General features: G+C 70.3%; 16 protein-coding genes. 5 read left to right on the top strand and 11 right to left on the bottom strand.

Annotation, left to right across the window (positions count from 1 at the left end):
• Positions 1–20: 20 nt before the first annotated feature.
• Both ACGG9C_RS01005 and ACGG9C_RS01000 read left to right on the top strand, forming a co-directional pair.
• Complete coding sequence (locus ACGG9C_RS01005) at positions 21–1,256, top strand: molybdopterin-dependent oxidoreductase (RefSeq protein WP_228481039.1); 1,236 nt, start codon at positions 21–23, stop codon at positions 1,254–1,256.
• A complete protein-coding gene (locus ACGG9C_RS01000; protein WP_194385285.1) occupies positions 1,253–1,684 on the top strand; it encodes a hypothetical protein in 432 nt (143 codons plus the stop codon). The genes ACGG9C_RS01005 and ACGG9C_RS01000 overlap by 4 nt, the downstream gene beginning before the upstream one ends.
• Here the strand turns inward: ACGG9C_RS01000 and ACGG9C_RS00995 are convergent.
• Genes ACGG9C_RS00995 through ACGG9C_RS00985 form a run of 3 tightly spaced genes read right to left on the bottom strand, consistent with a single transcriptional unit; the run spans position 1,582 to position 3,615 of the window.
• Entirely contained in the window at positions 1,582–2,331 is a 750-nt protein-coding gene (locus ACGG9C_RS00995) for a bifunctional 2-polyprenyl-6-hydroxyphenol methylase/3-demethylubiquinol 3-O-methyltransferase UbiG (RefSeq protein WP_194385284.1), read from the bottom strand. The two genes, ACGG9C_RS01000 and ACGG9C_RS00995, sit on opposite strands and share 103 nt — an antisense overlap.
• Positions 2,321–2,959, bottom strand: coding sequence for a DUF2064 domain-containing protein (locus ACGG9C_RS00990; protein ID WP_194385282.1), 639 nt, complete (start codon positions 2,957–2,959; stop codon positions 2,321–2,323). The genes ACGG9C_RS00995 and ACGG9C_RS00990 overlap by 11 nt, the downstream gene beginning before the upstream one ends.
• Positions 2,956–3,615, bottom strand: a complete 660-nt coding sequence (locus tag ACGG9C_RS00985) for a glycosyltransferase family 2 protein (RefSeq protein ID WP_390178115.1) — start codon at positions 3,613–3,615, stop codon at positions 2,956–2,958. Before ACGG9C_RS00985 ends, ACGG9C_RS00990 begins: the two co-directional genes overlap by 4 nt.
• A gap of 123 nt (positions 3,616–3,738) precedes the next feature.
• Here ACGG9C_RS00985 and ACGG9C_RS00980 point away from each other — a divergent pair, with 123 nt between their 5' ends.
• From ACGG9C_RS00980 to ACGG9C_RS00970, 3 genes are read left to right on the top strand one after another with little or no spacing between them, the layout of a single operon-like run.
• On the top strand, positions 3,739–4,233 hold the full coding sequence (locus ACGG9C_RS00980; protein WP_390178114.1) for a response regulator transcription factor: 495 nt from the start codon (positions 3,739–3,741) through the stop codon (positions 4,231–4,233).
• Positions 4,164–4,484 (top strand): winged helix-turn-helix domain-containing protein, encoded by a 321-nt coding sequence (locus ACGG9C_RS00975; RefSeq protein WP_390178137.1) that lies wholly within the window; start codon positions 4,164–4,166, stop codon positions 4,482–4,484. The genes ACGG9C_RS00980 and ACGG9C_RS00975 overlap by 70 nt, the downstream gene beginning before the upstream one ends.
• Positions 4,481–5,629 (top strand): sensor histidine kinase KdpD, encoded by a 1,149-nt coding sequence (locus ACGG9C_RS00970; protein WP_228481036.1) that lies wholly within the window; start codon positions 4,481–4,483, stop codon positions 5,627–5,629. Before ACGG9C_RS00975 ends, ACGG9C_RS00970 begins: the two co-directional genes overlap by 4 nt.
• A 3-nt stretch (positions 5,630–5,632) precedes the next feature.
• On the opposite strand, the gene ACGG9C_RS00965 is transcribed toward ACGG9C_RS00970, so the two are convergent.
• From ACGG9C_RS00965 to ACGG9C_RS00930, 8 genes are all read right to left on the bottom strand, one after another.
• Positions 5,633–6,685 carry an NAD(P)-dependent oxidoreductase gene (locus tag ACGG9C_RS00965; protein ID WP_194385277.1) on the bottom strand — a complete coding sequence of 351 codons (1,053 nt, stop codon included), beginning with the start codon at positions 6,683–6,685 and terminating at the stop codon, positions 5,633–5,635.
• Positions 6,685–7,512, bottom strand: coding sequence for an MTAP family purine nucleoside phosphorylase (locus ACGG9C_RS00960; protein WP_071045798.1), 828 nt, complete (start codon positions 7,510–7,512; stop codon positions 6,685–6,687). The genes ACGG9C_RS00965 and ACGG9C_RS00960 overlap by 1 nt, the downstream gene beginning before the upstream one ends.
• A 5-nt stretch (positions 7,513–7,517) precedes the next feature.
• Positions 7,518–9,278, bottom strand: coding sequence for a 2-isopropylmalate synthase (gene leuA, locus ACGG9C_RS00955; protein WP_286716849.1), 1,761 nt, complete (start codon positions 9,276–9,278; stop codon positions 7,518–7,520).
• A 164-nt stretch (positions 9,279–9,442) separates the two neighbouring features.
• Positions 9,443–10,339, bottom strand: coding sequence for a GTPase Era (gene era, locus ACGG9C_RS00950; RefSeq protein ID WP_194385273.1), 897 nt, complete (start codon positions 10,337–10,339; stop codon positions 9,443–9,445).
• Positions 10,336–11,688: a hemolysin family protein gene (locus tag ACGG9C_RS00945; RefSeq protein WP_286716848.1), complete on the bottom strand. Its 1,353-nt coding sequence runs from the start codon at positions 11,686–11,688 to the stop codon at positions 10,336–10,338. Before ACGG9C_RS00945 ends, era begins: the two co-directional genes overlap by 4 nt.
• Positions 11,685–12,152 (bottom strand): rRNA maturation RNase YbeY, encoded by a 468-nt coding sequence (gene ybeY, locus ACGG9C_RS00940; protein WP_194385272.1) that lies wholly within the window; start codon positions 12,150–12,152, stop codon positions 11,685–11,687. Before ybeY ends, ACGG9C_RS00945 begins: the two co-directional genes overlap by 4 nt.
• Positions 12,149–13,264, bottom strand: a complete 1,116-nt coding sequence (locus ACGG9C_RS00935) for a PhoH family protein (RefSeq protein WP_194385270.1) — start codon at positions 13,262–13,264, stop codon at positions 12,149–12,151. Before ACGG9C_RS00935 ends, ybeY begins: the two co-directional genes overlap by 4 nt.
• A complete protein-coding gene (locus ACGG9C_RS00930) occupies positions 13,221–13,568 on the bottom strand; it encodes an HIT domain-containing protein (RefSeq protein ID WP_194385269.1) in 348 nt (115 codons plus the stop codon). The genes ACGG9C_RS00935 and ACGG9C_RS00930 overlap by 44 nt, the downstream gene beginning before the upstream one ends.
• Between the last annotated feature and the right edge of the window lie 9 nt (positions 13,569–13,577).

Below are 13,577 nucleotides of genomic sequence, written 5' to 3'. Positions count from 1 at the left end.
GCCCGTGCTTGGCTGAAGGCATGACAGGACTCACGGCGAGGGCCTCGGCGCGTCTCGAACGCGCCGTCGACGCGATGCGCGCCCGCACGTCGACCCCGCCGCGTCGCACGCGGACCACGGTGGTGCTGGGGCGCGCGCTCGGCGTGCTGGTGCTCGTGTGCTTCCTGACAGGCCTCTACAGCCACGTGCTGCAGAGCCCTCCCGCCTGGTTCCCGCTGTCGTCCCGCCCCGTCGGGCTGTACCGGGTGACCCAAGGGGCCCACGTGCTGGCCGGACTCGCGATGATCCCGGTCCTGCTCGGCAAGCTGTGGGCGGTGTACCCCCGGCTGTTCACGTGGCCTCCGGTCACCGGCCCCCTCTCCCTCCTCGAGCGCGCCTCCATCGGCCTGCTCGTGGGCTCGGCACTGGTCGAGGTCACGATCGGCGTCATGAACATCGCGCAGTGGTACGCGTTCGACTTCTCGTTCCGGCGCGTGCACTTCGTGCTCGCCTGGGTTCTCGTGGGAAGCGTCGTGCTCCACGTCGCGGTCAAGCTGCCCCTCATCGTCGGGTTCTGGCGGGCCCGGCCGGTCGACCCGGCCGCGGAGGATGCGCCGCCCCGGCGCACGTGGCCCGAACAGCTCCCGACCGACCCGGGCGAGGCACCGACCCAGACCGAAGCCGTCTCGCGTCGCGGCGCGCTGATCGCGGTCGGAGCGTCAGCCGGTGCGATCCTGCTCGGCACCGCCGGACAGACCATCGCGCCGCTCGCGCCGCTCGCGGTGCTGTCGCCTCGGCGCCCCGGGATCGGGCCGCAGGGACTCCCGATCAACCGCACCGCCGCAGAGGCAGGCGTCGAGCAGAGCGCTCGGGCGGAGGACTGGATGCTCGAGGTGGCCGGGGCGCGGTCCCGCATCCGACTCACGTGTGACCATCTCGCCGCGCTGCCGCAGACGACCGCAGACCTGCCGATCGCCTGCGTCGAAGGATGGAGCCAGACGGCGACCTGGACGGGAGTGCGCCTGCACGATCTGATGGACCTCGCCGGCGGTACGACAGGCACGGGTCTGCGGATCACGAGCCTCCAGGTGCGCGGAGCGTTCTCCCGCACGGCGATGCCGCAGGTCTACGTCGAGGACCCCCTGACCCTGGTCGCGCTCCGATTGCACGGCGACGAGCTCGACATCGATCACGGCTACCCGGCCCGGATCATCGCACCGGGTCGGCCGGGCGTCATGCAGACGAAGTGGCTGAGCAGCATCGAGGTGCTGCCGTGACGGCCGCGCGGCTCGCCATCGGCGCGTTCGGGCTCGCGCTGCTCGGGTACGCCGCCGTGCTGGGGCTGACGACCGTCGCGTCCGCTCAATACCCCGCGGTGATGTGGTGGGTCTTCGCGGCGATCGTGGTGCACGACGGGCTCATCGCACCGGTGGTGGTCGCGTTCGGCGTCATCGGGCGCGGCACCGCGCGTCGGATCGGGCCGATCGCGGCCGCCGTCGCACGTGCGGCGCTCGTGGCAGCCGCCTGCTGCTCGCTGGTGCTCATCCCCGGGCTCGTCGTGCGAGCGGTCGGAGCGCGCAACCCGACGATCCACGTCGTGGACTACCCGCTGGTGCTCGCCGGACTCTGGATCGCGGCGGTAGCCGTCGCCGGCGCCGCAGTCCTGGTCGGGCGCCGTCGCGGCACCGCCGCGGTGACGAAATGACGTGATCCGCTCCGCACGTGCGCAGCACCCGAGAAACCCGCATCCCGCGCAGCTCGCACGACGGTTCGCCACCCGGCGCGCGCCCACGGGAACGCATCGCTCTCCCTCCCCGCCGCATCCACGACGGTGAACAGCGATCGCTCGTCCAGGTCTCGGTCGGCGTCCGTCTCGACGACGATCCGCCCCTCCGGCGCGAGCAGCTCATGGCACCGCAGCAGAAGGGCTCGAGGGTCGCCGCCGATGCCGATGTTCCCGTCCATCAGCAAGACCGTGCGCCACCGTCCTTCGAGCGGCAGACGATCGAAGATCGAGCGCTCGAGCGCGGGTGTCCCTTCGGCACGCGCTCGCCGGACGGCCGCCGGTGACACGTCGATCCCCATGGCCGCCGACGAACGCTCCGCCGCCGCACGCACCATCCGGCCCGGGCCGCACCCGACGTCGAGTACCGGTCCCTCCGCCGCCCCGAGCGCGGCCAGGTCATCGCGATCGGCGGAGCCGCCGAGCGCGACGAAATTCCACTCCTCCGCGATCTCGCCGTTGGTGAGGCGTCGCAGCTGCAGCACGCCGTCCCGACCGCCTTCGAGCATGCGTGTGTACGGATCCGCGCCGCCGGCGGCGAACCGCGACCCGGGCACATCAGCCGACACGCGCCGCGCCCGCCTGGATGCCCTGCCACACCGCCGCGAAACGACCGCCGGGGGCGTCTTCCGCGACGCGACGCGCGTCGTCGGCGCGATCCACGTCGCGTACGACGGCGAGATCGCGCACGCGCAGCCCCGCCTGGGTGAGACGACGTCGCTGTTCGCGTCCCGTGGACGAGGTCGACATGCTCACCCCTCGGATGAGTGACCCATCCGGCTCACGCATCGCCAGGGCCCAGAATCCCCCGTCCTCGGCGGCCCCGAGGTAGCCGTCGACGTCGTCGGGCCACGACCGGACCGGCTCGGCGATATGCGCCCGTGTGAGCTGGGGGGTGTCCATGCCGATGAGCAGCAGGGGACCGTCAACGGCATCGAACAGATGCCCGAGGCGGGCATCGAGGTCACCCTCGGGCTGCGGCATGACCTCCAGATCACGATGCTCGTGCGCGACTCTGCCCGCGAAGAACAGGATGCGGCGCGCGACGGGGAGAGAGCGGACCAGGTCGATCGTGTCGTCGAGGCTCGCGCGCGCGAGGCGCGCCGCCTCCTCGGGCAGCAGGGGCGGCGTCAGCCGCGTCTTCACGCGCCCCGGCACGCACTCCTTGGCGACGATGGCGACCGTCAGATCGTTCATGAGACCTCCCGGAGAACGCGCGACATGTCCGAGATCGCGGTCGCGGTGCCGCGCACCGTGCCGGTCACCTTCGACACGCCCACGCGTGGTCGGTAGAGCACCGGTGTCTCGCCGATGCGCCAGCCGGCGGCGGCGGCACGCAGAACCGTCTCCAACGGATACCCGCTGCGGCGATCGCGGACGCCCAGTTCGAGCAAGGGCACCCGGTTCGCGGCGCGCATCGGGCCGAGGTCGCTCAGCGGCACGTGCGCTGCGGCGGAGATGCGGCGTGCGAGATAGCGGTTCGCCACACGCGCATGCCAGGGCCATGCCCCGCGGCCCTGCATGACACGCGACCCGAGCATCAGGTCGCGCTCGCCGCGGGCGACGGGGCCGACGACGTCGGGAAGCTGTCCGAGGTCGAAGGACGCATCGGCGTCGGCGAAGGCGACGATCGGCGCCTCTGCGGCGGCCAGTCCCGCGTGAACCGCCGATCCGTAGCCGCGCCGCGCTTCGTGGATGACGGTCGCGCCGGCTTCCGCCGCGACCTCCGCCGAACCGTCGCTCGATCCGTTGTCGACCACGATCGCGCGGTAGCCCTCCGGGAGGCACGCGAGCACGTCCGGCAGGGCCGCCGCCTCGTCGAGGCACGGAAGCACGACATCGACACGAATCATGATCCGACGCTAGCCGCTCGCGCGGCCACGAGGGCCAACGGCGATCATTACGAAACACGGACGGCGGCGCGCACGCGACGCACGCAGGCGCCGGCGGGCGGGGACCGCCCGTAGGGTGATCACGTGAGCACGTCGCCGCACCGCAGTGGCGACCTCGAAGGTCGCCGCATCCTCGTCGTCGACGACGACCCCACCGTCGCCGAGGTCGCCGCAGCCTACCTGTCCGCCGCCGGCTTCGTCGTCGACGTCGCCGCGGACGGCGTCGAAGCCCTCGGGCGGCTCGAGACGCTCGCCCCCGATCTGGTCGTGCTCGATGTGATGCTGCCCGGAATGGACGGCATCGAGACCTGTCGTCGCATCCGAGCCGGCGGGGACACAGCCGTGCTCATGCTCACCGCCCGCACCGCGGCGGACGACCGCATCGTCGGGCTCGAGGCCGGCGCCGACGATTACCTCACGAAGCCCTTCTCACCCAGGGAGCTCGTGCTGCGGGCGCAGTCGGTGCTGCGCCGCACGCTCGCCGAGGCGCGCCCGGAGGGGCCGGTCGTCTGCGGGGGGGGTACCGCATCGACCCGGCCGCCCGCATCGCCACCCGCGACGGTGAGGAGCTGGCTCTGACCGCACGGGAATTCGATCTCCTCGAGTACCTCGCCCGCCGCCCGGGGCAGGTGTTCGATCGCCGGCGACTCCTCCAGGCGGTGTGGGGGTGGTCCTTCGGCGACCTGTCGACGGTCACCGTGCACGTGCGTCGCCTGCGGGAGAAGATCGAGCCCGACAGGTCCCGACCCCGCCATCTGGTCACCGTGTGGGGTGTCGGGTACCGCTTCGATCCGACCGGCGAACCCCCCGGAGAAGGAGGGGCATCGTGAGTGTTCCGGACCTGGTCGCCGTCGTGGCGATCACCTTGTCGATCAGTGTCGCGGCGGGGATCGTCGGTGTCGGCGTGCTGCTTCTGCTGCGCCGCACACCGCTGTACACACAGCTGGCCACCGCCCTGACGGTGGGGGTCGTGTCGGTCGTCGTGAGCATGATCGCCGTGGCGAACCTCATGTATCTGTCGCCCCACGACCTGGTGGTGGCCATCGCCGTCGCGATCGCGGCGGGCATGAGTTCGCTCCTCGTCGCGGTCACGCTCTGCGTCTGGGTCGCGGGCAACATCCGTGCGCTCTCCCGCGCCGCAGAACGCATCGGCAACGGCGAGGTCGTGGTCGCGTCGTCTCGGGCCGGGAGCGCCGAGTTCGCCCGCGTCGAGGAGGCTCTCGCGCACACGAGCGAGCAGCTGCGGCTCTCCCGCGAGCGCGAAGCCCGCGTCGAGGCGTCACGCCGGGAACTGGTCGCGTGGATCTCGCACGACCTGCGCACGCCGCTGGCGGGCATCCGGGCGATGGCCGAGGCACTGGAAGACGAGATGGTCGACGACCCGGGCAGGTACCACCGCCAGATGCGCTCCCAGGTGGATCTGCTCGCCTCCATGGTCGACGACCTCTTCGATCTCTCCCGGATCGACGCCGGTGCACTGCGCCTGCGGCTCGAGGACGTCGCGCTGCTCGATGTCGTCAGCGACGCCGTCGCCGATGTCCGTCCGGCTGCGGGCGACCGGGAGATCACGGTGGACGGCGACCTGCCGCGGGATCTGTCGGTGCGTGTGGACGCCGGCGAGCTCTCGCGAGCGGTCGCGAACCTGCTCATGAACGCCGTGCAGCACACCCCGTCGGGAACGCCCATCGCGGTGCGGGTCGAGCTGATCGAGGAGCGTCCGACCGTCTCCGTGATCGACCGCGGTCCCGGTATCGACGACGAGGACCTGCCGCGCCTGTTCGAAGCGGGATGGCGCGGCTCGCGCGCGCGAACTCCGCACACCGGGTCCGGAGCCGGCCCGGGAGCCGGGCTCGGGTTGGCCATCGTGCGAGGGATCGTCCACGCACACGACGGCGAGGTGGTCGCGACCAACGTCGCGGGAGGATGCCGCTTCGATATCCACCTGCCCGCGGCATCGGATCGCGCGACGGGCTGAGTGTCAGGCGCGCAACGGAGCGGTGGCGAATTCGCGCAGCCCGCGCCCCGGCTCCACCTGCGCTCGCCATCCCCATTCGGACGCGGCACGTTCGGCCGATGCGGTGATGTGGCGCACGTCGCCGAGACGGTACTCGCCGGTGACGATCGGCGCCGGGCCGGACGCCGCATCGCTGAGGAGGGCCGCCACCTCGCCGATGGTCACCACGTGTCCGCTCGCGACGTTGAACGCCCGGGCGACGCCGTCACCGGCATTCCCCACCCAGCCCACAGCGGCGAGATTCGCACCGGCGACGTCGTCGACATGGACGAAGTCCCGCCGCTGACCGCCGTCTTCGAAAACGCGAGGGGCCTCCCCGCGCTCGAGTGACGAGCGGAACAGCGACGCCACGCCCGCATACGGCGTGTCGCGCGGCATCCCCGGCCCGTAGACGTTGTGGTAGCGGAGCGCCGCGACGGTGCCGCCGGTCTCGCGCGCCCAGTTCCCCGCGAGATGCTCCTGGGCGAGCTTCGTCGTCGCGTAGACGTTCCGCGGGTCAACGGGCGTCTCTTCGTCGACCAGTCCGGGCAGCAGCAGTTCCCCCGTCACGGGGTCTCGGGGGTCGAAGACGCCGGCATCGAGGTCGGCACGCCGCCGCGCGGCGGGTGCGACCGCGTGGTCGGAGCCGGAGGAGGTGTAACGTCCTTCGCCATACACGACCATCGACGAGGCGAGCACGAGGCGCCCGACACGGGCACGCCGCATCGCCGCGAGAAGCTCCGCGGTGGCGAGGACATTGGAGGAGACGTAGTCGGGCGCATCCGCGAAATCGACGCCCAGTCCCACCTTCGCAGCCTGATGCGAGACGGCGTCGACCCCGCGCAGCGCACGGTCGAGCACCTCGGCGTCACGGACATCGCCGCGGATCACCTCGACATCGGGGTGGAGCACGGGCGTTCCCCCGTGCACGTCGTCACGGAAAGAGTCCAGGACGCGCACCTCGTCGCCTCGGGCTCGCGCCGCCTCGACGATGCGGGTGCCGATGAAGCCGGCGCCGCCCGTGATGAGAATCCGCATCAGGTGCGACCCGAGGCGGCGCGGCCGAGAACGTCAGCACGCGCTCCGTCATCGAGCAGCGCTCGTCCGGCATAGTCGGCGGGGATCGCGGCGATGGTGCCCTCGACCGCAGCGACGACACCGGGCAGGGCGGCGGCGAATCGCTCGTAGACGACGTCCGCGCTGACGGTCTCGTCGCCCTCCGACACGCCCGCATCCATGTCGGTCACCACGCAGAGCGTCACCGTGCCGATGCCGAGCTCGGCGGCGAGGGCGACCTCGGGGAAGAGGGTCATGTTGACCAGATGGGCGCCGTCGCCGCGCAGACTGAGGGACTCGGCCCGTGTGGAGAACCTCGGCCCCTCGATGACGGCGACCGTCGCTCCCGCGTGCGCGTCGGGGGCCGCGCTCGCGGCAGCCCGCCGCAGCACCGGGCAGAACGGATCCGCCAGCGGAAGATGACGCACCGGCTCGCCCGGCACGGTGCCGTCGAAGAAGGTGTCGGCACGGTGACGGGTGCGATCGAGCAGCTGGTCGGGTATGACCAGGGTCGCGGGCGGAAGCGCGGGGTCGAGCGATCCCACCGCGGCCGACGAGACGATGCCCCGCACGCCCAGCGACGCCAGCGCCCACGCGTTCGCCCGGGCAGGGATCGATCCGGGCGGCAGCGAATGCGCGCGACCGTGCCTGGGAAGGAACGCGACGCGCCGACCGGCGACCTCGCCGACCGCAACCGGTTCGCTGGTCGGACCGAACGGCGTGTCGACCACGATGGTCTCATCGAGATGGTCGAATGCCTTCTCCAACCCGGTGCCGCCGATGACCGCGAGCGTGATGGCCTCGCCCACGCTCGTCAGACCGCCGCCAGGTCGTGCGTGCGCGTGCGGGTTCTGATCGCCCGGTTGACCGCGGACACGATGGCCTTGAGGGATGCGGTCGAGATGTCGCCGTCGATCCCCACACCCCAGAGCCGGTCCCCGTCCACCTGAACCTCGACGTACGCCGCCGCCTGGGCGTCGCCGCCCGAGCTGAGCGCGTGCTCGACGTAGTCGTACAGCGTCACATGGATCCCCTCGGCGCGCAGCACCTCCAGGAACGCCGCCACCGGACCGTTGCCGACTCCTCGGGCCTCCACCTCGCGGTCGCCGTCGCGCAGCCGCACATCCAGCGCGACATCGCCGGTCATGTCGCTCTCGGTCCGCGTGGAGAGCAGCTCGAATCGGCCCCATCGCGCGTCGGCGTCATCGGTGGGAAGGTACTCGTCGGTGAAGACGTTCCAGATCTCGCCGCTCGTGAGCTCGCCGCCCTCGGCGTCTGTCTTGGCCTGCACGACACCCGAGAATTCGATCTGGAGCTTGCGCGGCAGATCGAGGGCGTGGTCGGACTTCAGAAGATACGCCACGCCGCCCTTGCCGGATTGCGAGTTGACCCGGATGACGGCCTCATAGGATCGGCCCAGATCCTTCGGGTCGATCGGCAGGTAGGGAACGGCCCACTCGATCTCGTCGGGCGAGACGCCCTCGTCGGCCGCGCGGGCGGCCATCGCATCGAAGCCCTTCTTGATGGCGTCCTGGTGCGAGCCGCTGAAAGCCGTGAAGACCAGGTCCCCCGCCCACGGGCTGCGCTCGTGCACGGGCAGCTGGTTGCAGTACTCGGCGGTGCGCTTGATCTGATCGATGTCGCTGAAGTCGATCTGCGGATCGATGCCCTGCGTGAGCAGATTGATCCCCAGGGCCACCAGATCGACATTGCCGGTGCGCTCGCCGTTGCCGAACAGACATCCTTCGATGCGGTCGGCGCCGGCCATGTACCCCAGTTCGGCGGCGGCGACGGCCGTGCCACGGTCGTTGTGCGGATGCAGCGACAGGATGACGTTCTCGCGGTGCGCCAGGTGGCGACTCATCCACTCGATCGAGTCGGCGTACACGTTGGGTGTCGCCATCTCGACCGTCGCGGGCAGATTGATGATGACCTTCCGGTCGGGGGTGGGCTCGAGGACCTCGATGACCTGGTTGCAGACGTCCACGGCGAAGTCGAGCTCGGTGCCGGTGTAGCTCTCCGGCGAGTACTCGTAGAACACCTGCGTGTCCGGAATCGTGCGCTCCATGCGTCGGCACAGCCTCGCCCCTTCGAGGGCGATGTCGATGATTCCCTGCCGATCGGTGCGGAACACGACCTCGCGCTGCAGCACGCTCGTCGAGTTGTAGAGGTGAACGATCGCCTGCTTCGCGCCGCGGATCGACTCGTAGGTGCGCTCGATGAGGTGCTCCCGCGCCTGGGTGAGCACCTGGATGCTGACGTCGTCGGGAATGAGATCCGTTTCGATCAGCTGCCGCACGAAATCGAAGTCGGTCTGGCTGGCCGAGGGGAATCCGACCTCGATCTCCTTGTAGCCCATCTTCACCAGCAGCTCGAACATGAGCCGTTTGCGCTCGGGGCTCATCGGATCGATGAGCGCCTGGTTGCCGTCGCGCAGGTCGACCGCGCACCAGCGCGGCGCTTGCGTGATCCGCCGGGCCGGCCAGGTGCGGTCGGGCAGGTCGACGGAGATCTGCTCGTGGAAGGGGCGGTACTTGTGCACCGGCATCCCGGAAGGCTTCTGCGTGTTCTTCATGGTCGCTTCTTCGTGTCGTCGGAGGATGGGGAAACCCCGGGGCCATGACGAGGCTCCGCGACGAGGAAGGCCCTTAGATCGAGGCCTCGTCGCGGCGGCTAAGAAGAAGGAGCCCGCCGAAGCGCATGACCCCAGCGTACACCCGGGCGCCCGGTGAGGTCACGTCAGAACCCGAGCCGACCCAGTTGCTTCGGATCGCGCTGCCACTCCTTGGCGACCTTGACGTGCAGCGACAGGTAGACGCGCGCGCCGATCAGGGCTTCGATCTGGCCCCGGGCAGCGGCTCCCACGTCTCGCAGGCGCGCCCCCTTGCGCCCGATGATGATCGCCTTCTGAGAGTCGCGCTCGACGACGACGTCGGCGTAGACATCGGTCAGATCCGAGTCCTCGCGCTCGGCGATCTCCTGCACGACCACCGCGATCGAATGCGGCAGTTCGTCGCGCACCCCCTCCAGCGAGCACTCCCGGATGATCTCGGCGACGCGGTCCTCGATCGCCTCATCGGTGACGACGCCCTCGGGGTACAGGGCCGGCCCCGGCGGCAGAAGCGCGAGGAGCTCGTCCGACAGCACGTCGAGCTGCCGGCCGGTGGACGCCGAGAGCGGGATCACGGCGTCCCAGTCCTCCCGCAGCCCGTCGACCTCGAGAAGCCGATCGGTGATCTGCGCACGCTCGGCGGCATCGGTCTTGGTGACGATGGCCACCTTCCGCGCCCTCGGATAGCCGTCGAGCGACTCGGCGATGCGCCGGTCACCGGGGCCGACCTTCTCGGTGGCGGGAACGCAGAACCCGATCACGTCGACATCGCCGAGCACCTGCTCCACCAGGTCGTTGAGCCGCTCGCCCAGGAGCGTGCGCGGCCGATGGATGCCGGGGGTGTCGACGATCACGAGCTGCCCGCCCGGACGATTGAGGATCCCGCGGATCGCGCGCCGGGTCGTCTGCGGCTTGTCGCTCGTGATCGCGACCTTCTCTCCGACGAGGGCGTTGGTGAGCGTCGACTTGCCGACGTTCGGTCGCCCGACGAAGGTGACGAATCCGGATCGTGTCGTTTCGGTCATGCGCCATCGCCTCTTCGGATGATCCGGATCTCGCCGGTGGATGTCTGAGGAACGGGGATCTCACCCGTGCGGGGTTCGGTCTTGTCGGACCGCGGCTTGTCCGACCGGGCGACGAAGACCGATGAGATGCCGCGCCCCCGTCCGCGCGAGGCACCGCCGGTGATCACGAGACCGCCGACCTCCACCGTCGAACCCGGTTGCGGCACGCGTCCGAGCGCCTTGCCCAGGAGGCCGCCGATCGAATCGACGTCCTCGTCCTCGAGCTCGAGATCGAACAGCTCGCCGACCTCGTCCAGCCCGAGACGGGCGCTCACGCGGAATCGACCGTGCTCGAGCGGCGTGATCTCATCCGCTCGGGGGTCGTACTCGTCCGAGATGTCGCCGACCAGCTCCTCGATGATGTCCTCGAGGGTCACGAGCCCCGACACACCGCCGTACTCATCGACGACCATGCACACGTGCACACTGTCGCGCTTCATCTGCTGCAGGAGCGTCTCGGCCTTCATCGACTCCGGCACGAACACGGCGCGGCGGGCGATGCGCGCCACCGGGGTGTCGCGCCAGCCGGTCTCGTCGCGGAAGCCGAACTGCACGAGGTCCTTCAGGTACAGCACCCCCACGACGTCGTCGGCGTCGTCGTCCATGAGCGGAATGCGCGACACGCCGCGGTCGAGGAAGATCGCCATCGCGTCGCGCGTGGTCGCGTCGGCGTCGACGGTCACCATGTCGGTGCGCGGCACCATGAGTTCGCGCACGTATCGGTCGGTGAAGTCGAAGACGGAGTGGATGAGCTCGCGATCGTCTTCTTCGATGAGGTCGCGCGAGGCCGCCTCGTCCACCATGCTGAGCAGCTGCTCTTCGGAGGCGAACGACGCACCGCGGGCCACACCGGGGGTCACCCGGTTGCCGAGGAGCACGAGACCGTGCGCGAGGGGACCGAGCATGATCCGCACGCCGCGCACGATCGGCGCTGCCCCGCGCAGGAGGCCCCGGGCGTGCTGCCGGCCGAAGTTCCTGGGGCTCGCACCGACCACGACGAAGGAGATGCCCGACATGAGCACGGCCGCCGCGAGCGTCGCCCAGAAGAGGTTCTCGAACAGGAGGGTGAACGAGACGGTCACCAGCACCGCCGCGGTCGTGTCCACGACGACGCGGATGAAGGCGACGGCGGTGGAATGCGCGTCCGGGTCGGCTGCGATGCGCCGGAGCGCGACGGTGCTGCGACCGTCTTCGCCGAGCTCCTCGAGGTCGGTGCGGGAGGTGACGCTCAGGGCGGCGTCGACGGCGGCCATGAGCCCGCCGAACGCCAGCAGCAGAACCGCCGCGATGAGAAGGAGTGCCTCGGTCATGCGCGGCGGCGACGCTCGGCCGCCTGGAACGACGCGATGAGGTCGCGCTGCAGGCCGAACATCTCCCGCTCCTCGTCGGGCTCGGCGTGATCGAACCCCAGCAGGTGCAGCAGGCCGTGCGTGGTCAGCATGACGATCTCGTCCATCGTCGAGTGCTTCGCGGCGATCGCCTGCGTCTCGGCGACCTGGGGGCACAGCACGATGTCGCCCAGGAGCCCCGCCGGTGTGGGTGCGTCTTCGGTGCCCGGGCGCAGCTCGTCCATCGGGAAGCTCAGCACGTCCGTCGGTCCGGGCTCATCCATCCACTGCACATGCAGCGCCTCCATCGCCCCCTCGTCCACGAGGAGGATCGCCAGATCCGCGTCGGGACTGACCCGGAGCTCGGCGAGGTCGTGCTCCATGAGACGCAGCAGAACGGTCTCGTCGATCGCGACGCCCGATTCGTTCGTGATCTCGATGGTCATGAGCGTCCTCGTTTCGGAAGGTGGTCGCGCGGCCTGCTGGGCCGGTCCGCGGCGCGGCGCTCCGCCCGGTTGGCGAACTCGGTGGCCTCGTCGCGCTCGCGCCGCGCGGCGAGCCGCCTCTCGTCGTACTCGCTGTACGCGTCGACGATGCGCCCGACCAAGGTGTGGCGCACGACGTCCTCGCTGGTGAGGTGGGAGAAGTGGATGTCGTCCACGTCACCGAGGACGCGCGTGACCAGCCGCAGACCCGAGGCGCCCTGGGGCAGGTCGACCTGCGTGATGTCGCCGGTCACGACCATGCGGGTGCCGAAGCCGAGACGCGTGAGGAACATCTTCATCTGCTCGGGCGTGGTGTTCTGCGCCTCGTCGAGCACCACGAAGGAGTCGTTGAGCGTCCGTCCGCGCATGTACGCCAGCGGCGCCACCTCGATGGTGCCGGTCGCCATGAGCTTCGGCACGATCTCGGGATCCATCATCTCGTTCAGGGCGTCGTACAGCGGGCGCAGATACGGATCGATCTTGTCCGTCAGGGTGCCGGGGAGGAACCCCAGTCGCTCCCCCGCCTCGACCGCGGGCCGCGTGAGGATGATGCGGCTGACCTCCTTGCGGTGAAGCGCCTGCACGGCCTTCGCCATCGCCAGGTAGGTCTTGCCGGTTCCGGCCGGGCCGATGCCGAAGACGATCGTGTTCTCGTCGATGGCGTCGACATAGGCCTTCTGCCCGAGGGTCTTCGGGCGGATCACCTTCCCCCGCGACGACAGGATCTGCTCGCCGAGCACCTCGGACGGTCGCATGCCGCCGTCGGCGCGAAGGATGCGGCTGCTCGAGGACACGTCGGTCGGTGCCATGTCGTGGCCGGCTCTGGTCATGGCGAGGAGCTCGTCGACGAGCGTGCGCGCCGACGCGACGGCGCCGGCTCCGCCCGTGAGCGTGATCTCGTTGCCGCGCACGTGCACATCCACCTCCGGGTGCTCGCGCTCGACGACTCGCAGCAGACGGTCCTGCGGGCCGAGAAGCTGCACCATCGCGACGCCGTCCGCGTAGACGCGGTCGACGGTGGGTTCCTGATCAGGCACCGAGGGTCTTCTCCTCCAACTGTCCGGCGAGCACATGGGCGTGCACGTGGAAGACGGTCTGCCCGGCGGCAGCGCCGGTGTTGAACACGAGACGGAACTGGCCGTCCGCGTGCTCGTCGGCGACCGTGCGCGCCAGTCCGACCACCTCGGCGAGCAGTGCGGGGTCGCCTTCGGCCAGCTCGACGACATCGCGGTACCGCTCGGTCTTCGGGATCACGAGCAGGTGAACCGGCGCCTGCGGTGCGATGTCGCGGATCGCGAAGGCGTTGTCGGTCTGGGCGATGATCTCCGCGGGGATCTCGCCACGCAGGATGCGGGTGAAAACAGACGATTCCGTCATACCGCGAGT

It is taken from the genome of Microbacterium sp. MTN4-26 (genome assembly GCF_042846595.1).
Lineage (GTDB): Bacteria > Actinomycetota > Actinomycetes > Actinomycetales > Microbacteriaceae > Microbacterium > Microbacterium luteum.
The sequence above is the reverse complement of the archived record's forward strand: the minus strand, read 5'-3'. Positions and strand labels throughout refer to the sequence as shown.